Here is a 19,602-nt window from a genome sequence, read left to right as displayed (position 1 = left end):
CGTTGGGTCGGCGGTAGAAAATATCCGGCATTAACGAACTCCTGAGCGAACGAATTCCTGCTCAAAAGCCCCCCTACCTAGATCGAACTCCTGATTGAGGCCCCGATCCGATACGCTGACTGCCCAGTGCCAGCGAATGGACCGACGCTCGAAAGACGCACTTTAGCGGTAGGTTATAGTGCAGTGCAGCAGGATGACTACATCAAAGCCCCGCCGCTCGGTCAGCTTTTCTAACAGGGCGAAACAATCGCCGCGCAAGATTAGGCTCCCGGCTGCGGACTTCGGGATTCTGTGTTTGATACGGTCCAGCACCGGCTTGGGTAATCTTGTGAATGCCGTAAAGGTGGTCGAGCCTGCGTTCGCGTGCCGAATCGAGCCTTCAATACAGATCCCGCGGCCGTTTTCAGGAGACTATCGATACCGATGCAGCCTTCCGATGTGCCCTACTTCAGCCAATGGGAAACTGCGGACATGACGTCACAAGTGCTGGCCGAAGGGCCGCTGGCCCTCCTGCGCGATCCCTTGTGGCGCAACTCAGGCGCTGAAACGATCGAGGAATACGCGCGCTGGGCGGTCAATGTGTGTGGCATGGCGTGCCTGAAGATGATCCTGGCCGCGCGCGGCGAGTGTCATCCGATCCTGTCGCTCGCCCGGGTCTGTACCGACTATGGGGGTTATGTCGTCAATCAAGCCGATGCTTCGATCAAGGGATTGATCTACGACCCCTTTGTCACCTTTGTGAGGGAGCGCTTTGGCCTGCTTGCCGAAACGCGCACGAGCGTAGCCACAACGGAAATTCCCGGCATTCTGACGGAGAGGCAGTTCTTCATTGCCTCCGTCAACAGCGGCATTCGATGGCCTCACCGTGAGCCCCCATCCAAAGGCGGCCACCTGGTCCTTGTTACCGCGGCTTCGCCGGATACTATCCGATTCCATAATCCCTCGGGCCACGACCAGTGCAGCCAAGCAAACGTGACACTCCCGCTCGATACGTTTGACCTTTTCTTTGCCAATCGCGGTATCGCCTTAAGCTGGCCGGCAGAACCGGCTTCCCCAACTCGCTCCGATCGTCGATAAGTGCCGCCTTGTCGCCTTCGGCGGCAATGAAGAAGCGCGCACACTATTCCTGAGGACGGACGATGCACGATCTTGCGATCCGCGGCGGGCGGGTGATTGATCCGGAAACGGGGCTCGACGCAATCCGCGACGTCGCGGTGGACCGCGGCCGCATCACGGCCATCGCCGATACGGTCGGCCGGGCGAGGGAGGAGATCGACGCGGCCGGGCTGATCGTCGCCCCCGGTTTCATCGACTTGCATGCGCATGGCCAGTCGCTGCCCGCCGACCGGATGCAGGCATTCGACGGGGTGACGACTGCGCTCGAGCTCGAGGTGGGCGCACTGCCTGTGGCCGGATGGTATGAGGCGCAGGCGGAGCGCAAGCGCCTGCTCAACTACGGCGCAGCGGCGGCCTGGATCTTTGCCCGCAAGGCGGAGATGATCGGCATTGAGCTCGACGGGCGGGAACCCGCGCTGACCACCATGGGCCGCGGCGCGGACGATCTGCGCTGGTCACGCGACACGGCAAGCGCCGCGCAGGTTGAAGGAATCGTCGCAAGGCTCCGGCAGGGGATCGACGAAGGTGGGCTCGGTATCGGGATTCCCTATGCCTACGCACCCGGCGCCGGGGCCAAGGAGATGAGCCTGGTCTGCGATCTGGCCGCCGAAACCAGGACGCCGACCTATACCCACATCGCGCAGATGTCGAACATCGACCCGAAAAGTTCGGTCGAAGCCTATGTGATGCTGATCGGGCTGGCCGGCGCGACCGGGGCGCACATGCACATATGCCACCTCAATTCGACCAGCCTTCAGGACGTCGAGCGCGCTGCGGCGCTGATTACGCGGGCGCAGGCGCAGGGGCTGAAGGTCACGACCGAAGCCTATCCCTACGGCACCGGATCGACCGTGGTCAGCGCCGGCTTCTTCCGGGATCCCGCATTTGCCGAACGCACGGGCACGGATTTCGGCGATATCGAGATGGTGGCGAGCCATCGCCGCCTCACAGGCGTCGCCGACCTGTCGGACGAGGCCGCGCGCAATCCCTCGGCGATGGTGCTGTGGCATTTCCTCGATGCGGAGGCGAACCGGAGCCATCGCGACCTCCTCGACATATCGGTCATGTTCCCCGGCGGGGCCATCGCCTCGGACGCGATGCCTTGGAGCCAGCAGGACGGGACACTCTACGACGGCGACGAATGGCCGCTGGGAGCGGACAAGACTTCCCATCCGCGATCCTCGGGCACCTTCACCCGCTTCCTGCGCCAGTGGGTGCGCGAAAGGCATGCGGTTCCGATGCTGGAAGCCATCGCCAAATGCACGCTGATCCCCGCCCGGATCATGGAAGGCTGCGCCCCTGCCTTCCGCCTCAAGGGGCGGATCGGGCAAGGCATGGATGCCGACATCGTAGTGTTCGATCCCGCCCGGGTGGGCGAGCGGGCAAGTTTTGCCGAGATGAACCGTCCGGCCGAGGGCATGGTCCATGTCCTCGTCAACGGGGTACCGGTGATTTCGGGCGGCACACTCTGCCGTGACGCCGCGCCCGGGCGCCCCATCCGTCGGGGCGATCAATGAGCCTGCCGGTTCTCGTAGTCTCCGGGTTCCTCGGTGCCGGCAAGACGACGCTCATCAACCGGTTGCTGATGTCTGCAGAGGGGCGGCGCATCGCCGCCGTCGTCAACGACTTCGGCGCGATCAACATCGACGCCGAGCTCATCGCCGAACGCAGCGAGACGGTGCTCGGCCTCTCGAATGGATGCATCTGCTGTTCCCTGCAGGGCGACCTTCTGCGCACGCTGAAGCTCATCACCAGCCGCGCCGACCCGCCCGATCTTGTTGTGATCGAGGCGAGCGGCATTGCCGACCCGCAAGGTATCGTCGCTGCGCTCATGGACCAGGCACTCTGGGGTTCGGTGATGCTCGACACGGTTCTGACCGTGGTCGATGCCGAGGATTGCGCCGCGACGCCCGCGCGGATGGAAGACCCGATCTGGCGCGCGCAGGTCGGCTCCGCGCATCTGCTCCTCCTGGCAAAGACCGGCACAACGGACACCGCACCGCTCATGGCGCGGCTGGCTGCAATTGGTCGGGTACCCGTGCTGCTGTCGGACGATGCGCCGCTGCGCGTGGACCTGCTGCTCGGCACCGGCGCGGGCGATCGGCCGCGCTCGGCGTTGCGCCCAGAGACCAAGGATGATCGGTTCATCTCATTGGAAGTGGAGAGCGCGGAGCCTGCCATACTCCCCGAATTTCAAGAGGCCATAGAGCAGATCGCCCCCAGTCTTCTGCGCGCAAAGGGGATCATGACCTTCCGTGAAATGCCCGGGCGGACGCTGCTCTTCCAAATGACAGGCCGTCGGGCGACCTTCGTCCCGCACGGGAAGGAGGCATCAGGCTGCAGGCTGGTGTTGATCGGCGAGCGATCGGGTTTCGATACCGGAGCCGCCGCCCGGTTGCTCGCCCATGCGTTGCCGGGGATGGTGAAGCGGGGAACGTTCTAGACTTGAAATTTGGATAAGCCTGGAAGAGCGGACCGTAGTTTGCGCTTTTTGGCGGGAGGTGTTGATGCCGTGGAAAACGTGACCTGAGCTGTCGCATCGGTACACGCCGGCGGCAGCCAGTACACCTCATCACTGCATTAATTCAGTGTCGATCGCGGCGGATACCGTCTCGAAGGTCAGGCCGCCGACATGCATCTTGGAATTGATGAAAAAGGTCGGAGTACCTCTTACGCCAAATTCGTTCACAGCTTGCCCCGTCAGTTGCTGAATCGGTTCCAACCCATTCCGGTCGCTCAGGACTCGCTCAAATTCTACACCGTTGATGCCCACAGTCTCAGCGATCTCCTCCAGCAGAGCGCGGACGTTCGAAGCGCCGGCAATATCGTTGTATCGCCTGTAGTAGGCGTCCAGAACGACATTGTATTCATCGCCCGTCCGGCTTTCGGCGAGCATAAAAATAGCCGCGTCGATCGCGTTGCGGACAAACGGCCTATAGATGAGCCTTACCTTGCCGGTTTTCACATACTCGGTGTGAACCCTCGGAGCGACGTCATTGTGATAGACGACGCAATGACCGCAAGTCGGTGATGAATATTCGATGAGCGTGACAGGAGCGTCTTCGGCACCTTGTGGTCGGTCGGAACGGCCAGCCGGGGAAAGGAGATCCTGCGCCGAAACGACGGAAACCGCCGCGAGGGAAAAGAGAAGGGCGGTTGCTATGTTCCGGGGGCCAGGCACTCGTGCCATCATGAGTCTTTCTCCTTTGAGATGGTGTTTTTGACTGCTTCGTGGACAGCGATGGCGATCGGCGACAGAGCCACCTGTCGAGCGCAGCCGTTACGGCGAAATCGAAAGCTTTATCCACCCACACAAAATTCGAGGCATCGCCTCCACGCTGATCCAGACATCGGCCATTTCCCCCGGCACGCGAATAAGGGCCATTGACCGCCCCCGCGCTACGAGATCGGGAGAAAAACCGCGGCCAGAATGGCAAGAGTCACGAGAACAGCTATCGACGAGGTTCCTGCTGCGAGGACTCTTCCGCCAGACGCGAGGACCGAACGAAGATTGACCGACAGCCCGAGCGCCGCCATCGCGACCAGCGTCAGCTCGGACGACGCGATGTGAAGCGGCTCGACGGCGACGTCAGGCAAGATCAGGAATGACCGGGCCGCCATCAAGAGGATGAACCCGACGATAAACCAAGGCACCAGAAGCGAGATCGGCAGGCGCGCATCGCCTTGCCGTCCGTGGCGAAGGCCGACGGCAAGAACCACCGGGCCGAGCATCAGCACCCTGACCAGCTTCACGATCGTGCCAATCTGCGCGCTGAGGGGGCCGACCGTGACGGTCGCCGCCAGGACCTGCGGCACCGCATAGACGCTGAGCCCGGCAACCACACCGTATTGCCACTCGGTGAGGCCGAGCAGGGTGAAGCAGAAAGGCAGCAACACGACCACGACGATACCCAGCACTGCCGTGAAGCCGATCGAGGCGGCAACATCCTCCGACCGCGCTTCGATGGCCGGCGCTGCCGCCATGATGGCAGAATTCCCGCAAATCGAGTTCCCGCATGAGACCAGTGTCGCGAGCCTGTCATCCAGGCCGAGAAGACGGCCGATCGCATAGCTGAGCACGAGAGTGACGATTACAACCGCCACAATGGTGGCGATGAGAGGCAGACCGGATGAGGCGATGGTGGTTGCGCTGATGGTCCCGCCGAGCAGTACGATGGCGACCTCGAGTATGATCTTGGCCGAAAACTTGACGCCTGCCGCGAACCGTTCGTTGAGCCCAAAGATCGTATGAAGCAGAGTGCCGACCAGGATGGCGACAACGAGACCGTCCAGATAGGCGTGACCAAGCAGCCGGATCTCGGCCCATTCGAAGCCCGCCGCCATCATTCCGATGGCTGCCGACAGCACCAACCCAGGAAAAATCTCTCTTGATCGACCCCGGTTTGGCATCCCGTTCTCCCGTCTTCGATACTGGGAGGATAGGATTTGCAATCATTTCATTCTATCGAATAATATGCCACGTTATGTTCGATTAGGACGAATGAATGACACTCGAGCAGCTCTCGATCTTCATTGCGGTAGCCGAGCGAGAACACTTGACCAACGGCGCAGCAGCGGTCGGCCTTACGCCTTCGGCAGCCAGTGCCGCCATCAAGGCGCTGGAAAATCAATACGGCGTCCGCCTGTTCGATCGTGTGGGCCGGCGTATTGAACTAACGCGCGCAGGCCGGCTGTTCCTGACCGAGGCACGCCGAACGCTCGCTTCTGTAAGGGAAGCCGAGGGGTTGCTCAGCGAGCTTGGAGGGTTGCGCACGGGTCGTCTCGACATCGAGGCAAGCCAGACGATCGCCAACTATTGGCTACCAACGAGGCTGCTGCGCTTTTGCGAACTCCATCCCGGTATCTCCGTGGGATTCCGAGATGGCAATACGGCAAGCGTCGTGCAGGCGGTGATCTCAGGCCGGGCGGAACTCGGTTTCATCGAGGGCACAATTGATGAACCGGCATTGGCTTCGCTGCCAGTACATACCGACGAACTCGCCGTAGTCATGTCTGCCCGTGCAGGGCACATCGCATCGCGGACCACGCCGGCGCGCCTTCATGAATTGAATTGGGTCATGCGGGAACCCGGCTCCGGAACCAGAGCCGAATTCGAGGCCGCCCTGGCCGCAATCGGCGTCGATTGCAGGACATTGCCAGTGGCGTTGACACTTCCAACCAATGAAGCTGTTTTGAGCGCCGTCCGTGGCAGTTCCTGCGCTGCCGCCTTGTCCCGGCTGGCGATATCGCCGTTTGTCGCCTCGGGCGAACTCGCCATGCTCGATATCGCCCTCGCGCCGCGCCAGTTCACAATCCTTCGTCACAAGGAACGGCGTCTATCGGCCGCAGCACTGGAATTCGAACGGCTCTGCAGGGAGCGGGACTGACGGCATCGCAAATGCCGCCAGGGACAGCGACACCACGGCGCGGCGGTTCATCACGGTTTTTAGAGAGGGCGCGAGTTGTTGCTTCGTCATCGGGGACGTGAACGAACCCTGACGGGCCTGAAGGCAACCGGGCGTTGGCCCTTCACTGTGGAACGAGAGCAGCCTTTTGGTGTTGACCAACCGAAAAGGGAGAGGCCACACGAAGGCGATGCTCATTCGGACCCATCGACAACCCGTTCGGCACGAGGTTGTCACCCATGTCTTAGGTACGTTCTGTTACCCATGTCTCCGGGTCGGACACTTTGAAACTGGAGCGGGCGAAGGGATTCGAACCCTCGACCCCAACCTTGGCAAGGTTGTGCTCTACCCCTGAGCTACACCCGCTCGCGCGGCCTCGGGCCGCAAGCCGCGCCTATATGGCCGAACTCAGAGGTGATTGCAACAGGGAATTCCCTGCAGCGAGCGGTCGCAGCTTTTTCGGCGGCAGCATGAGCGGAGTGTGGACTTTGAAGCCGGATGCGCGCGGCAGGAGTGCGGTCTTGCGGCCCGACATTGCCGCCGGATGAGCGACAGGCTAGATGCGTGTCTCGGCTGACGCCAGACATGCAAGGGAATGACGATATTGCCGAAATCGCCTGAAGAACTCTTCGCCTTTCTGGACGGGCTGGGCATCCGCACGACCACGAGGACGCACGAGCCGCTCTTCACCGTTGCCGATTCGCAGGCTCTGCGCGGCGAGATCCCTGGGGCCCACACCAAGAACTTGTTTCTCAAGGACAAGAAGGACAATTACTTCCTGCTGACTCTCGAGGAGGAGGCGAGCGTCGACCTGAAATCCGTGCACCAGTTGATCGGCGCGGCGAGCCGGGTTTCCTTCGGCAAGCCTGAGGCGCTTATGGAATTGCTAGGTGTTCAGCCTGGAGCCGTGACCGTGTTCGGCGCGATCAACGATGCGGCGGGCCGGGTGAAGATCGTCATCGACCAATCGCTTGCGGCAGAGCCGCTCATCAACGCGCATCCGCTCGTCAACACCGCGACAACGACGATTTCGTCGGCCGACCTCTTGGCATTCGTCGTGGCGACGGGCCATGATCCGATCGTCTTGAATCTTGCGGGCGGAACGCCACATGGTGGGCCGAAAGATTAAAGTGCCGAGCCCCGCATCGCAGCCAACTGATCAGAGGCCGAAATGAGCAACGGACAGAACCCATATGGCACAGCCGGAGGCGGCTATACGGTGCAATTCGGCGGCGAATATGCGCGGCCGGCCGCAGCCTCCCCGAACGGACCAGCCGGCGATACGGTGCTGGCATCGGCTCCCGGCGACGTGATCAAGGATACGACGACTGCCGCCTTCGCCGCTGACGTGATCCGCGAATCGCGGCAGCAGCCGGTGCTGGTCGATTTCTGGGCGCCCTGGTGCGGGCCTTGCAAGCAGTTGACACCGGCGCTCGAAAAGGCGGTCCGTGCGGCCGGCGGCAAGGTCAAGCTCGTCAAGATGAACATCGACGAGCATCCTTCGATCGCGGGCCAGCTCGGCATACAATCGATCCCGGCAGTCATCGCCTTCAAGGACGGGCAGCCGGTCGACGGCTTCATGGGCGCGATCCCCGAGAGCCAGATCACGGAGTTTCTGAAGCGCGTGATCGGCAAGGGCGCCGGTGCCGAAATCGCGGATGCGCTTGCTGCGGCAACCGAGGCGCGCGCCGCGGGCGACGTCCAGACGGCGGCGGACATCTACTCGGCGCTCCTGGAGCAGGCACCCGACAATGCGGACGCGGCAGCAGGGCTTGCCGACCTGCTGTTCGAAACGGGCGATGAGGAGACGGCTGGCGCTGTGCTCGACCGGGTGCCCGAGGACAAGCAGGACGCGCCGGCCGTCGCTGCCGTGCGCGCCAAGATGAAGCTTGCGGAAGAGGCGGCCGCGCTCGGCAATCCAGCCGAGCTCGAGGCGCGCCTGGCGCGCGACCCGAAGGACCATCAGGCGCGGTTCGACCTTGCCGCCATCCGCAATGCCCAGGGAAATCGCACCGAGGCGGCGGACCATCTGCTGGCGATCATCAAGGCCGATCGGAACTGGCGGGATGACGCCGCGCGACAGCAGCTGCTCAAGTTTTTCGATGCCTGGGGCATGACCGACGAGGCGACGCTTGCAAGCCGGCGCAAGCTGTCGTCGATCCTGTTTTCATGACGAGGTGATGGCGGCCTTGTAGCGCGGCCGGATTTACCGCAAACTGGGCGCCCCTCGAGTTCCGAGCCTGGAGGCACACTTGCAGGCAGGAAATGTGAAATACCGCGTGGCAGCGGACGTCCCGCTGATCGTTCCGGTGTTTCCGCTGGCGGGGGCGCTGCTCCTGCCCGGCGGGCGCCTGCCGCTCAACATATTCGAGCCGCGTTATCTGCAGATGGTCGACGAGGCGATCGGCGGAGACCGCCTGATCGGCATGGTGCAGCCGGCACTCGACGGCAGCTTGCGCGAGGACGGTGAGCCTGCCCTTTCAGAAGTCGGCTGCGTCGGTAGGCTCACTTCCTTCGCCGAAACATCCGACGGGCGCTATCTGATCTCGCTCACCGGCGTATGCCGGTTTCGTATCGCGGACGAGCTTACGGTGCGTACACCCTTCCGGCAGTGCCGGATCATGCCCTTCGCGGCCGACCTCAACGAAGATCAGGGAGGCGGCGATGTCGACCGCACAGCGCTTCTGAGAGCATTCCGGCAATACCTTGAAGCCAATGATCTCGAAGCCGATTGGGAAAGTGTTTCGCGCGCCGACAATGCGACACTGGTCAATGCGCTTTCGATGATGGCGCCCTACGGCCCCGCCGAGAAACAGGCCCTGCTCGAGGCACCCGATCTGAAGTCGCGCGCCGAGACATTGATTGCGATAACTGAAATGGCGCTGGCGGGGGATGGCGACGATTTCGTTTCCAGCGTGCAGTGACGGTTCGAGGAGCAGAGGATGGCTGAGACGATGGACAAGGCGACGATCGACCCAAAGCTGCTCGAGCTTCTTGCCTGCCCGCTCACCAAGGGATCGCTGAAATGGAACGCGGCGACGTCGGAGCTGATTTCCCGGGCGGCGCGGCTCGCCTATCCCGTGCGAGACGGCATTCCTATCATGCTGCCGTCCGAGGCGCGCTCGCTTTCGGCAGAGGAATAGGGTCAGGGCGCGTTGATATTCAGGTGAGGCCGGCCTGCAAATGGCGGCTTTCTGCGCTTCCGGTGCTCACGTACGAATGTACGCTGCGCGCCGGTTCTCGAAAGCCACCATTTTCGGCTCGGCCTGACCTGAATCTCAACACGCCCTGGAGCGTCATGTAGACCTGGCTTCATTGGAAATTCCGACCCTTGGGCATAGCCTCACGGTTCCGCCACGCCAGCTCGTTCCGGTCCGGCAAGACCTTTCCCGGCGTGGCGCGGGAAGCCGCGTCGGCGGTTCTTTCGCGCGGATCCGAGCCGCCATGGCGCACCCCGTCGGCAGGGATGTAAGTGTCGAGCTCGGGCGCCTGCTCGGAAAGCTCCGCCAGCCAGGGCGTGAGATCCTCCATCCTTTCGGCGACGATGTGGATCACATCCGATTCCTTCTGCAGCCTGCCGGTGACGCGGATGAATCTCGAACCCATGACGATGGGCCGGAAGCGTTCGAATCTGCGCTGCCAGACGATGACATTGGCTACCGATTTCTCGTCCTCCAGGGTCAGGAAGATGGCATTTCCCTTGCCGGGCCGCTGACGCACCAGCACGAGCCCCGCCACCGAAACGCGCTTGCCGTCCGGGACCTGAGCCAGCCGCGCATTCGGCGTTATGCCGATCCGGTCGAGCCGGGGGCGCAGGAAAGCGATGGGATGTGCCTTCAGCGAAAGGCCGAGCGATCGATAATCGTGGATGACGTGCTCGCCGAGCGGCATGATGGGGAGCTCGGTCCGGGGCTCATGATCGCGCAGACGGGATTTCGGCTGGTCGAAAAGCGGCAGACTTTCGGCGGCGTTTTTCCCGTCGAGCGCCTTCACGGCCCACAAGGCCGAGCGTCGGCTGAGACCGATGGAGCGGAAGGCATCCGCCTGGGCGAGCCGCTCGATCTCGTCGATATCGAGGCCGGAGCGCAGCCAGACGTCGCGCACCGATTCATAGCCATCGCCGCGGCGCTCGACGAATTCCTTCATCCGCTTCTCAGGAAGTCCCTTGATCTGCCGGAAGCCAAGCCGGACAGCGTGTCGCGCGCGAATGACGTCGCGCATCCCGGCATGTCTCCCGATGATCCGGCCGGAATCGAAGGAGGCTTTCTCGAGCGTGCAGTCCCAGTCGGAAAGATTGATGTCAGCCTCCCTGATCTCGACGCCGTGGTCGGCGGCGTCCCGCACCAACTGCGCAGGCTGGTAGAAACCCATGGGCTGCGAGTTCAAGATCGCGGCGCAGAAGACATCGGGATAGAAAGCCTTGAACCAGCACGACGCATAAACCAGCAGGGCAAAGGAGGCGGCATGGCTTTCCGGGAAACCATATTCGCCGAAGCCCTCGATCTGCTTGAAGCAGCGCTCGGCGAACTCCCGCTCGTAGCCGCGTGAGACCATCCCATCAACCATTCGCTGGCGATAGTTGCCGATCGTGCCGACGCGCTTGAACGTCGCCATCGCCCGCCGCAGCTGGTCCGCTTCGCCAGGCCTGAAGCCGCCGGCGTCGATGGCGATCTTCATCGCCTGTTCCTGGAAGAGCGGCACACCGAGGGTCCTCTCCAGGATCTTGCGCAATTCCTCGCTCGGATAATCGACCTTCTCCTTGCCCTGACGGCGGCGCAGGTAAGGGTGGACCATGTCGCCCTGGATCGGGCCGGGCCGGACGATCGCGACCTCGATGACAAGATCGTAGAATTTTTTCGGCCTGAGCCGCGGCAGCATGCTCATCTGGGCGCGCGATTCGATCTGAAAGACGCCGAGCGTATCGGCCCGGCAGATCATGTCGTAGACGCGGCTGTCCCCCGCAGGAAGAGTCGCCAGCCTGTAAGGCGCGCCGTAATCATCCCTGGCATCGGGGTAATGGTTTTCCAGGAGCTTGAAAGCGCGCTGCAGGCAGGTCAGCATGCCGAGCGCCAGAATATCGACCTTGAGGATCTTCAGCGCATCGAGGTCATCCTTGTCCCACTCGACCATCTTGCGCTTGGGCATGGCCGTCTTGATGATCGGCACGATCTCGTCGAGGCGGTCCCTGGTGATGACGAAGCCTCCGACATGCTGGGACAGATGTCGGGGAAAGCCCATGATCTCGTTGGCGCGTTCGATGACATGCGCGGCGACGGGATCGGTCCTGGCAAGGCCGCCGGCCGCAGCCTCCCTTTCGCCGAGCTCGGATGACGACCAGCCCCAGATCGAGCTCGTAAGCGCGGTCCTGACATCGTCGGAAAGGCCCATCGCCTTGGCGACCTCGCGCAAGGCCGAGCGGCCGCGATAACTGACCACCGAAGCGGCGAGCGCCGTGCGCTTCTCGCTGTACTTCCGGTAGATGTATTCAATGACATCGTCGCGCCGCTCATGCTCGAAATCGACATCGATGTCGGGCGGCTCGTTGCGTTCCTTGGAGATGAAGCGTTCGAAGAGCGTGTCGATGACCTCAGGCCCGACATCGGTGATCTCGAGGCAGTAGCAGATGAGCGAATTGGCGGCCGAACCCCGGCCCTGGCAAAGAATGTTCTGCGAGCGGGCATATTTGATGATGTCGTGGACCGTCAGGAAATAGCGCGCATAGTTCAGCTCGGCGACGATCGCCAGCTCGTGCTGGATGGTCATCATGACCTTGCCCGGCACGCCTGCCGGATAGCGTTTTGCGGCGCCTTCCCATGTCAGCCTTTCGAGCTCGGCCTGCGGCTCGAGTCCCGATTCGGTCGGCTCGTCGGGATAGTTGTATTGCAGCTCCCCCAGCGAGAATTGCAGCTCGCCGGCAAAGCGGATCGTCTCGGCAAGCGCTTCCGGAAAGAGCCTGAAAAGCCGGGCCATCTCCCCCGGCGGCTTCATGTGCCGCTCGGCATTGGCCCTGAGGTGGTAGCCGGCTTCCGGGACAGGCATGCCGAGCCGGATGGCCGCGACGACATCCTGAAGGGGCCGCCGTTCTGCCGCATGGTAGAGGACGTCGTTGACGGCCATCAGCGGAATGCCGGTCGCTGCGGCAAGGGCCGAGGCTTCCTGCAGCCGCCAGGGGTCATTGCTCTCATAGAGCAGGGCAACGGCCAGCCGCAGGTTGCGGCCGAAGCGGTCGCGAAGGCCGGAGAGCAGGGGCAAGAGATCCTGGCTCGCGTCACGGAAATCCGGCAGGACGGCAAGCGACATCCGCTCGCCCCATTTGAGGAGATCGTCGCGATAGAGGATAGGATCGCCCTTTTCGCTGTCGTCGCGGAAATTGGCCTCGGTCAGCATGCGGCAGAGATGCCCCCAGCCTTTGCGGTCCTGCGGATAGGCCAGCATATCCGGCGTGTCGTCGGAGAAGACCAGGCGGCAGCCAGGATGATAGGCGATCTTCGCCTCCTTCGCCTGCTGCCAGGCCCGCACGACGCCTGCCACCGTATTGCGGTCTGCGAGGCCGATCGCGGAATGGCCGAGAAGCTTGGCCGTGACGACAAGCTCCTCAGGCTTCGACGCGCCGCGCAGAAACGAAAAATTCGACTGCACGGCGAATTCGGCATAGGCCGGCGCAGTCATGCGAAGAGACCCTGGACGAACCAGCGGGGCATTGCCTCCGCGTCCCCGTAGAAGCCCTCGCGGCAAAGCCAGTAGCGGCGGCCGTCCTGATCCTCGACCCGGTAGAAGTCGCGTGTCGGAGAGGCCTGTTTCTCCCGCCACCATTCGGGGGCGATGCGTTCCGGGCCTTCGGCTTTGGTCACGCGATAGGATACCTGCCGCCAGCGGAAACGGGCCGGAGGACCTTCGGGAAGCTCCGCCGTCACCTCGATCGCCTCGGGCTGGCGGAAAAGCCGGATCGGCCTTTCCTGGGGAGCAAACCTCTCGGGCAATCTTTCTTCCGCATCAGCCGCTTTGGAGGGAGGCTCGGCGAAGGGCACCATCCGCGCTGCGTCTTCGGGAAGATGGGTTTCGCGAAGGAGGGCCTTCAGCAGCACACCCTCGCCGAGGCGGGCGCGGATGCGATCAGCAAAATGCGCGAGAGCCTCGCCGGTTTCCGCCGATGCCCCGGCGAGATCGCCCTGCGCGTCGTCGAAGCGGGCCGCGGACAAGACGGCAAGCCGCACCAGGTCGAAGCCGTAGCCGGCATCGATGCCCTCGGCCAGCGCCGTCAGGCGTTCATGGAAGAGCCTGCCGATCAGCATCGGCTCGCGTATCGGCCGCGACGTGCCGACGGCGATGCGGGTCACCGCGCCGTCGACCCTGAACAGGGCAAGCTGCAGGCGGCGAGCGCCTTCGCCGCGCTGCTCGAGATCCTGTTTGAGGCTCGCGGAGAGCATGGGCACCAACTGCTCGATGTCTTCCGTCCTGGAGATGGGCTCGGCAAAATGCCGTTCGGCGGAGAGCGACGGCACGGGCAGGCGCGGCGAGATCGCCTCCTCGATATGGCCGAGCGCCTGGTCTAGCCGAAGAATGAGTCTTTTGCCGAAGCGGCGGACAAGCGGCGCACGCGGCGAAGCCAGAATCGATCCGACGGTGCGCAGCCCGACGCTCTCCAGGCCGTCCCGTGTCTCGCTGTCGATGCGGAGCGCGGCGAGCGGCAAGGGCGCCAGTATCGCAGCCTCGTCTCCCGGCGCGACGGGCGGCAGGCCAAAACGCGCCGCGGCCCAGGCAGCGCCCGGCGTAGAGGCCAGGCCGGCACGCGCATCGAACCCTTGTCCCCTCAGTCGACCGAGAAGATCCTCTCGCATCCTCTCCTCGCCGTCGAAGAGATGCGCGCAGCCGGCAATGTCGAGGAAGAGGCCGTCGGCCCCGTCGATCGCGACCAGCGGCGTGTAACGATCGCACCAGTCGGCAAGAGCCTCCAGCAGACGGCGGTCGGCCTCCGGCTCGGCCTCGACCACGTCGATCGCAGGATATCGTGCGCGCGCATCGGCAATGCCGAGGCCGGGCTTAAGCTTGAGAGCCTCGGCCTGCTCGTCGAGGGCCGCGATGCGCTGCGTGTTCTGGTCGCGGTGGCTGATGACCAGCGGCGGCCTCTTCCCGCCACGGGAACGCCATGACCGTCCCAGGCGCTGTCGCCAGATTCTCTCCGGGCCGAGATAGGGAAACCAGACGGCGAGCATCCTGCGCCCGGCTTTCTTCGAATCGTCTTTCCCTAAGAGAGAGGTCATGGCTGTTCCACTCCACAATGAACTCGCCCGCAGGTGCGGCACGGCTCTTGCCGATCGTGACTGAGAAGGCAGGCGCGCCGATGGATCCCGGCAGCGGTCCGGCTAGGGTGCGGCGCGGCGCGGCGCGCGCGGGCCCCACGACGAGGCGGACGGGCGCGGCGGTCGGCTCGGCTGCGGCGGCCTGGCGGATCAGGAATACCGGCCGCCCAGCCTGCTCGGCGCGGCGGTTGAGACGCCGGGTTGCGGTAAGATCAAGCCTTTCGGGATTGCCGCGCAATTCGACGAACACGGCGGCAAGCCCCGCAAGCGACGCGGCCTCCTCGGCAACCCACAACAGGTCGGTGAGCTTCGACACCTCGGAAAACAGGAGATGCTGAGGGGCAATGCCGAATTGACGGACAAGGCCGGGCGCATAGGGAAAGCCCGCTTCCCGGAAAATCTCCGCCGAGCCGATCCACAGCAACGGCAGGCCCTTGCCCGCCGCCTTGAGGATCAGGCCGGCGAGCGCCAGCGAAAACCCCGCCGTCATCCCTGCATTACGGGTCTCGGAGCCATGGATCTCGGTGAGCGCTGCCTTGGGAAGGCCGCCGCCGAGCGCTCGGTCCAGCCTCTCCGCCCCGGTCGCGATGAATGCTCCCTCGCGCTCAGCCGCACCGCCATGACGCAGCACCGTTGCATCCTGCGAGCTGCCGGCCGGCGCGAGCTGCTCGGGCAGCCGGCCTTCGATCTTTGCGATTTCGCGGCGCAAGGTAAAAATAGTCTTACGCGCCACGGCGGTGGTCGCCATGTCGATCTGCTTCCCGGCTCGGTTGTTCCTGTTATGTTCCTATGGATTCCAGAGCCACGATGGAGAGTCAAGCGGATTCGCGGAGAATTTATTCCTGTCCTGACTGGGTTCTCTGTTCGTCGCAGGTTCTTATCGCTAGCCGTGGACAGTTTTGCGGAACCGGCTAACGGCCCCGCCGCACCGGCCGTTCTTCATCATTGCAAAGGCCTCGAAACCCAACCAGCAAACGTCTATATGGCGGGAGACATGGCCCGCATCTATCAAACCCGCAGATGGGATGACCAGCTCTCGCCCTCAATGGAGGAGATGGAGCTGCTTGCCCTCGAAACCTATGCGCATCTGCCGGAGGAGTTCCGCAAGCTCACCGGCGAGATCGTCATCCTGATCGCCGAATTCCCGACCGACGAGATCATGGACGATCTGTCGCTGGAGACGCCTTTCGACCTGCTTGGCCTCTTCGAGGGGCGCGGCATCGCCGAGCGCTGGAACCCGCAGACCGGCGAGGGACCGAACCGCATCACGCTCTACCGCCGTGCGATCCTCGACTACTGGGCGGAGAACGAGGAGACGCTGGGCGACATCGTCGCGCATGTCCTCATCCACGAGATCGGCCACCATTTCGGCCTCTCCGACGACGACATGGAGCGCATCGAGGCGAGCGTGGAGTAAGCGGGCCTCAATAATCCCCGAGCTTCATGTCCGGGCTGTACTCCACCCCGTCGACATCCTTCACGATCGCCTGGCCGCAGCGCATCGCCTGCTCCTTGCCATCGTAGCTGTAGGTCGGCGAGCCGTAGAGATGCCAGCCCTTGTTCAGCGCCGCCGTCAGCTTGTGGCAGAAGCTGGCGTCGTCGGGACCGGTCAGGAAACGGTAGAGCCTCATTCGTCACGTCCTTCGATCATGGCTGCCTTGGCAAGCAATGTCTCGGCCTCGGCGAGATGCAAACGTTCGATCATCCTGCCGGAAAGGGCAATGACGCCCTTGCCGGTGTTCTCCGGCCGAGCGAAGGCGGCGACGATCGCACGGGCGTCGTCGAGCATGTCCTTGCTCGGCGTGAAGGCCTCGTTGGCGGCGGCGATCTGGCCGGGATGGATCAGCGTTTTGCCGTCGAAGCCGATCGCCGCGGCCTCGGCGCATTCGCGGGCCAGGCGTTCGCCGTCCCGAAAGTCGTTCACCACGCCGTCGAGCGCCGCGAGCCCTCCTGCGCGGGCGGCAACCACGATCTGCAGCAGCAGGGGGATGAGATAGCGCCTGTCCGGCCCCGTTCTGATGCCGGTCTCCTTGGCAATGTCGTTGCTTCCGGCGACCAGGCAGGCGAGCCGCGAGGCGGCATCGCGGCCGAGTTCGGCGATGGCGCCGATATTGAGCAGCGCTCTTGGCGTCTCGATCATCGCCCAAAGTTTCACCGAATGCGGCACGGAGGCTTCGTCGAGCGCGTCGCCCACTTCGAGCATGTCGCGCGGCGTGTCGACCTTGGGGAGCAATATGGCGTCGGGTTCAAGCGCACCGGCAAGCTTCAGGTCTTCGGCGCCCCATTCGCCGGAGAGCGGGTTGATGCGGATTGCGATCTCGGTTTCGTCGTCACGTTCCGTCCGCGATTTCATGAAGGCGGCAAGCCTTTCGCGCGCAGCGGGCTTTTCCGAGGGTGCGACCGCGTCCTCCAGGTCAAGAATCACGGCGTCGCAGGAAAGCGTGGCGATCTTCGCCAGCGCCCTTTCGTTCGAAGCCGGGACGTAGAGCACGGAGCGGCGCGGGCGGCTCATGATTTGCTGCATGCGGCCTTCATGCCCTTGCCAACGAGAGCGCGCAACCCCTTGCGGCGCGCCAACGAAACTGGTTCTGTCCGCACCGATTCCTCGAACGCGGTCTTTTTCGGGAGTGCGCATGGCCCGCTACGACATCGTCATTATCGGCGGAGCCATCGTCGGCAGCGCCGTGGCCTACTACCTCAGGCGGGAGGGGTTCACGGGCTCGGTCGCGCTCATCGAGAAGGATCCGACCTTCGCCCATTCCGCGACCACGCTGTCGCTCGCCTCGATCCGCCAGCAATTCTCGATTCCCGAGAATATCAGGCTCTCCACCTTCACGCTCGGCCTGTTCCGACGCCTCAAGGAGGAGTTCGGCGAGGATGCCGACATCACCTTCCGCGAGACCGGCTACCTGATCCTTGCCGGCGAGGCGGGCTTGCCGATCCTGCGGGCCAATCACGCCGTGCAGGCAGCCGAAGGCGCCGATATCGTCATCGAGGATGCCGCGGCGCTCACGCGGCGCTTCCCGTGGTTGTCGGTCGAGGGCATTGCCGCCGGCGCCTTCGGCCGCTCCGGCGAAGGGTCGTTCGATGCGCATGCGCTGCTTGCGCTATTTCGCAAGGCGCTGCGCGGCAAGGTCGATTTCGTGACCGCAACGGTCGCCCGGATCGAGCGGGCAGGCAGTCGCGTCACCGCGGTGACGCTCGACAATGGCGAGCGGCTGGAGACGGGCACGGTGGTCAATGCCGCAGGGCCGGCCGCCGGCAAGGTGGCCGCTTTTGCCCGGCTTGAACTGCCCGTCGAGCCAAGGAAGCGCAACGTCTTCGTGTTCGAGGCGCGCGACAGGATCGACGACCTGCCGCTGCTCGTGGACCCGGGCGGCGTCTATGTGCGGCGCGAGGGGTCGGTCTACATCACCGGTGGTGCAGAAGCAGAGGAAGGCGAGGGGCCTGCCGATCCCGCGGATTTCGAGCCCGACTGGGCGCTCTTCGAGGAAGTGATCTGGCCCGCGCTCGCCACCCGCATCCCTGCCTTCGAGGCGATCAAGATGAGCCGCGCCTGGGCCGGGCATTACGACTACAACACGCTCGACCAGAACGCGGTCATCGGACCGCATCCGGAGGTTTCCAACCTGTTGTTCGCCAACGGCTTCTCGGGTCACGGGCTGCAGCAGGCGCCGGCTGTCGGCCGGGCCATCGCCGAGCTTGTCGTCCATGGCGGCTATCGCACGATCGACTGCTCGGCTTTCGGCTATGAGCGCATCGCCGAGCGGCGGCCATTCAGGGAACTGAACGTGATCTGAGGAGGGGAGGCGCCCGGGGACAGTTTACTTATTTCGGCCAGTACGTGCTCACGTGGGGCAGTGGACTGCACCCCTGTTGTGAGACAGGGAATAGGTGACAGCGTTAGCGTTTAGGCCGCACGAGGCTGCTGCGCAGCAGCCCCGTGCGGCGGCCAGTTTGCCTCGAACTCCACCGGCGGTCGATAGCCGAGCGCCGAATGCAGTCGTTGGCGGTTGTAGATCTGCTCGATGAAGGCGCCGATCTGCTGGCGCGCCTCGTCGATGTCGCGATAGTCGCGGCCGTCGACCTCCTCCTGCTTGAGTGTCTTCATGAAGCTCTCTGCCTTGGCATTGTCGTAGGGGTTGCCGACCCGGCTCATGGAGGCCTGGACGTCGTGTCCCGCGAGCACGGCACTGTATTCGGCACAGGCATACTGAACGCCGCGATCGGAGTGATGGATGAGGCTTCCAGGCGGCGGACGGCGTGCCTCCAGCGCCATGGTCAGCGCTGCCACCGCCAGGCTCGCCTCCAAATGGTCGTCCAGGGCCCAGCCGATGACACGGCGGCTGAAGGCGTCGAGCACGACGGCGAGGTAGGCGAACTCCTCGCGCAGCCGCACATAGGTGATGTCGGCCACCCACAGCTGGTCGAGACCGCTCACAACGAGGCCGCGCGCCAGGTTCGGCACCACCTGCCAACCGTGCCGGGAGGCGGTCGTGACCGGCACGAACGGCTTCTTCCTCAGGCACAACAGGTTGTCCTCCCGCATAAGCCGCAGCACCCGCTTGTGGTTCACCACGAGGCCTTCGCGCCGCAACTGCCAGGTGATGCGCCGATAGCCGTACGAGCGGTTGTTCGCCAACGCCACGCGCTGGATGGCATCGCGCACGCAGGTCTCCTCCTGGCGCGGTGCCGAGGTCTGAAAGTGCCGGTAGTAGCCGGCCCGGTTGACGCCGGCCAGCGCGCACATCCTTTCGACGCTCAATCCGCCTTGCGGCCGA

The 19,602-nt window shown here is 63.8% G+C and carries 18 protein-coding genes and 1 tRNA gene; 10 read left to right on the top strand and 9 right to left on the bottom strand.

Annotation, left to right across the window (positions count from 1 at the left end; translation table 11 throughout):
• The first annotated feature begins 423 nt into the window (after nt 1-423).
• The 3 genes from SAZ10_RS09500 (at nt 424) to SAZ10_RS09490 (ending at nt 3,559) form a co-directional block, all read left to right on the top strand.
• A complete protein-coding gene (locus SAZ10_RS09500; protein ID WP_318608958.1) occupies nt 424-1,077 on the top strand; it encodes a C39 family peptidase in 654 nt (217 codons plus the stop codon).
• 62 nt (nt 1,078-1,139) lie between these two features.
• Nucleotides 1,140-2,633 carry an amidohydrolase family protein gene (locus SAZ10_RS09495; RefSeq protein ID WP_318608957.1) on the top strand — a complete coding sequence of 498 codons (1,494 nt, stop codon included), beginning with the start codon at nt 1,140-1,142 and terminating at the stop codon, nt 2,631-2,633.
• Nucleotides 2,630-3,559 carry a GTP-binding protein gene (locus SAZ10_RS09490; protein WP_318608956.1) on the top strand — a complete coding sequence of 310 codons (930 nt, stop codon included), beginning with the start codon at nt 2,630-2,632 and terminating at the stop codon, nt 3,557-3,559. Before SAZ10_RS09495 ends, SAZ10_RS09490 begins: the two co-directional genes overlap by 4 nt.
• A gap of 129 nt (nt 3,560-3,688) precedes the next feature.
• Here the strand turns inward: SAZ10_RS09490 and SAZ10_RS09485 are convergent, their stop codons facing one another.
• Nucleotides 3,689-4,309 (bottom strand): DsbA family protein, encoded by a 621-nt coding sequence (locus SAZ10_RS09485; protein WP_318608955.1) that lies wholly within the window; start codon nt 4,307-4,309, stop codon nt 3,689-3,691.
• A gap of 206 nt (nt 4,310-4,515) precedes the next feature.
• A complete protein-coding gene (locus SAZ10_RS09480) occupies nt 4,516-5,526 on the bottom strand; it encodes a YeiH family protein (RefSeq protein ID WP_318608954.1) in 1,011 nt (336 codons plus the stop codon).
• Nucleotides 5,527-5,621: 95 nt separating this feature from the next.
• Between SAZ10_RS09480 and SAZ10_RS09475 the strand changes: the two genes are divergently transcribed.
• Nucleotides 5,622-6,503 carry a LysR family transcriptional regulator gene (locus tag SAZ10_RS09475; RefSeq protein WP_318608953.1) on the top strand — a complete coding sequence of 294 codons (882 nt, stop codon included), beginning with the start codon at nt 5,622-5,624 and terminating at the stop codon, nt 6,501-6,503.
• 309 nt (nt 6,504-6,812) lie between these two features.
• On the opposite strand, the gene SAZ10_RS09470 is transcribed toward SAZ10_RS09475, so the two are convergent.
• Nucleotides 6,813-6,887: transfer RNA gene (locus SAZ10_RS09470), tRNA-Gly, on the bottom strand.
• Between the two features lie 238 nt (nt 6,888-7,125).
• Between SAZ10_RS09470 and SAZ10_RS09465 the strand changes: the two genes are divergently transcribed.
• From SAZ10_RS09465 to SAZ10_RS09450, 4 genes are all read left to right on the top strand, one after another.
• A complete protein-coding gene (locus SAZ10_RS09465) occupies nt 7,126-7,650 on the top strand; it encodes a prolyl-tRNA synthetase associated domain-containing protein (RefSeq protein WP_318608952.1) in 525 nt (174 codons plus the stop codon).
• A gap of 42 nt (nt 7,651-7,692) precedes the next feature.
• Entirely contained in the window at nt 7,693-8,694 is a 1,002-nt protein-coding gene (trxA, locus tag SAZ10_RS09460; protein ID WP_318608951.1) for a thioredoxin, read from the top strand.
• Between the two features lie 79 nt (nt 8,695-8,773).
• The gene (locus tag SAZ10_RS09455) at nt 8,774-9,445 is read left to right on the top strand and encodes an LON peptidase substrate-binding domain-containing protein (RefSeq protein ID WP_318608950.1); all 672 of its coding nucleotides are present in this window, start codon (nt 8,774-8,776) and stop codon (nt 9,443-9,445) included.
• An 18-nt stretch (nt 9,446-9,463) separates the two neighbouring features.
• Nucleotides 9,464-9,664 (top strand): Trm112 family protein, encoded by a 201-nt coding sequence (locus SAZ10_RS09450; protein ID WP_318608949.1) that lies wholly within the window; start codon nt 9,464-9,466, stop codon nt 9,662-9,664.
• Between the two features lie 169 nt (nt 9,665-9,833).
• Here the strand turns inward: SAZ10_RS09450 and SAZ10_RS09445 are convergent, their stop codons facing one another.
• Genes SAZ10_RS09445 through SAZ10_RS09435 form a run of 3 tightly spaced genes read right to left on the bottom strand, consistent with a single transcriptional unit; the run spans nt 9,834 to nt 15,569 of the window.
• Nucleotides 9,834-13,190, bottom strand: a complete 3,357-nt coding sequence (locus SAZ10_RS09445) for an error-prone DNA polymerase (protein ID WP_318608948.1) — start codon at nt 13,188-13,190, stop codon at nt 9,834-9,836.
• Nucleotides 13,187-14,602: a DNA polymerase Y family protein gene (locus SAZ10_RS09440; RefSeq protein WP_318609127.1), complete on the bottom strand. Its 1,416-nt coding sequence runs from the start codon at nt 14,600-14,602 to the stop codon at nt 13,187-13,189. The genes SAZ10_RS09445 and SAZ10_RS09440 overlap by 4 nt, the downstream gene beginning before the upstream one ends.
• Nucleotides 14,562-15,569, bottom strand: a complete 1,008-nt coding sequence (locus tag SAZ10_RS09435; RefSeq protein ID WP_318608947.1) for a hypothetical protein — start codon at nt 15,567-15,569, stop codon at nt 14,562-14,564. The genes SAZ10_RS09440 and SAZ10_RS09435 overlap by 41 nt, the downstream gene beginning before the upstream one ends.
• 246 nt (nt 15,570-15,815) lie before the next feature.
• Between SAZ10_RS09435 and SAZ10_RS09430 the strand changes: the two genes are divergently transcribed.
• Nucleotides 15,816-16,238, top strand: a complete 423-nt coding sequence (locus SAZ10_RS09430; RefSeq protein WP_318608946.1) for a metallopeptidase family protein — start codon at nt 15,816-15,818, stop codon at nt 16,236-16,238.
• A gap of 7 nt (nt 16,239-16,245) precedes the next feature.
• On the opposite strand, the gene SAZ10_RS09425 is transcribed toward SAZ10_RS09430, so the two are convergent.
• Both SAZ10_RS09425 and SAZ10_RS09420 read right to left on the bottom strand, forming a co-directional pair.
• The gene (locus SAZ10_RS09425) at nt 16,246-16,452 is read right to left on the bottom strand and encodes a DUF1737 domain-containing protein (protein ID WP_318608945.1); all 207 of its coding nucleotides are present in this window, start codon (nt 16,450-16,452) and stop codon (nt 16,246-16,248) included.
• Complete coding sequence (locus SAZ10_RS09420) at nt 16,449-17,333, bottom strand: CoA ester lyase (RefSeq protein WP_318608944.1); 885 nt, start codon at nt 17,331-17,333, stop codon at nt 16,449-16,451. Before SAZ10_RS09420 ends, SAZ10_RS09425 begins: the two co-directional genes overlap by 4 nt.
• Nucleotides 17,334-17,454: 121 nt before the next feature.
• Between SAZ10_RS09420 and SAZ10_RS09415 the strand changes: the two genes are divergently transcribed.
• Nucleotides 17,455-18,621, top strand: coding sequence for an FAD-binding oxidoreductase (locus SAZ10_RS09415; RefSeq protein ID WP_318608942.1), 1,167 nt, complete (start codon nt 17,455-17,457; stop codon nt 18,619-18,621).
• A 110-nt stretch (nt 18,622-18,731) separates the two neighbouring features.
• Here SAZ10_RS09415 and SAZ10_RS09410 read toward each other — a convergent pair whose 3' ends face one another.
• A complete protein-coding gene (locus tag SAZ10_RS09410) occupies nt 18,732-19,586 on the bottom strand; it encodes an IS3 family transposase (RefSeq protein WP_318608941.1) in 855 nt (284 codons plus the stop codon).
• Between the last annotated feature and the right edge of the window lie 16 nt (nt 19,587-19,602).

Source organism: Mesorhizobium sp. BAC0120, from assembly GCF_033542235.1.
GTDB lineage: Bacteria > Pseudomonadota > Alphaproteobacteria > Rhizobiales > Rhizobiaceae > JAWRCU01.
The sequence above is the reverse complement of the archived record's forward strand: the minus strand, read 5'-3'. Positions and strand labels throughout refer to the sequence as shown.

What these genes read in the sequence shown, in the direction of transcription:
- SAZ10_RS09500 (WP_318608958.1), top strand. Translation starts at nt 424, where the DNA reads ATGCAGCCTTCCGATGTGCCCTACTTCAGCCAATGGGAAACTGCGGAC.
- SAZ10_RS09495 (WP_318608957.1), top strand. Translation starts at nt 1,140, where the DNA reads ATGCACGATCTTGCGATCCGCGGCGGGCGGGTGATTGATCCGGAAACG.
- SAZ10_RS09490 (WP_318608956.1), top strand. Translation starts at nt 2,630, where the DNA reads ATGAGCCTGCCGGTTCTCGTAGTCTCCGGGTTCCTCGGTGCCGGCAAG.
- SAZ10_RS09485 (WP_318608955.1), bottom strand. Translation starts at nt 4,309, where the DNA reads ATGATGGCACGAGTGCCTGGCCCCCGGAACATAGCAACCGCCCTTCTC.
- SAZ10_RS09480 (WP_318608954.1), bottom strand. Translation starts at nt 5,526, where the DNA reads ATGCCAAACCGGGGTCGATCAAGAGAGATTTTTCCTGGGTTGGTGCTG.
- SAZ10_RS09475 (WP_318608953.1), top strand. Translation starts at nt 5,622, where the DNA reads ATGACACTCGAGCAGCTCTCGATCTTCATTGCGGTAGCCGAGCGAGAA.
- trxA (WP_318608951.1), top strand. Translation starts at nt 7,693, where the DNA reads ATGAGCAACGGACAGAACCCATATGGCACAGCCGGAGGCGGCTATACG.
- SAZ10_RS09450 (WP_318608949.1), top strand. Translation starts at nt 9,464, where the DNA reads ATGGCTGAGACGATGGACAAGGCGACGATCGACCCAAAGCTGCTCGAG.
- SAZ10_RS09445 (WP_318608948.1), bottom strand. Translation starts at nt 13,190, where the DNA reads ATGACTGCGCCGGCCTATGCCGAATTCGCCGTGCAGTCGAATTTTTCG.
- SAZ10_RS09435 (WP_318608947.1), bottom strand. Translation starts at nt 15,569, where the DNA reads ATGGCGACCACCGCCGTGGCGCGTAAGACTATTTTTACCTTGCGCCGC.
- SAZ10_RS09430 (WP_318608946.1), top strand. Translation starts at nt 15,816, where the DNA reads ATGGCCCGCATCTATCAAACCCGCAGATGGGATGACCAGCTCTCGCCC.
- SAZ10_RS09425 (WP_318608945.1), bottom strand. Translation starts at nt 16,452, where the DNA reads ATGAGGCTCTACCGTTTCCTGACCGGTCCCGACGACGCCAGCTTCTGC.
- SAZ10_RS09420 (WP_318608944.1), bottom strand. Translation starts at nt 17,333, where the DNA reads ATGAGCCGCCCGCGCCGCTCCGTGCTCTACGTCCCGGCTTCGAACGAA.
- SAZ10_RS09415 (WP_318608942.1), top strand. Translation starts at nt 17,455, where the DNA reads ATGGCCCGCTACGACATCGTCATTATCGGCGGAGCCATCGTCGGCAGC.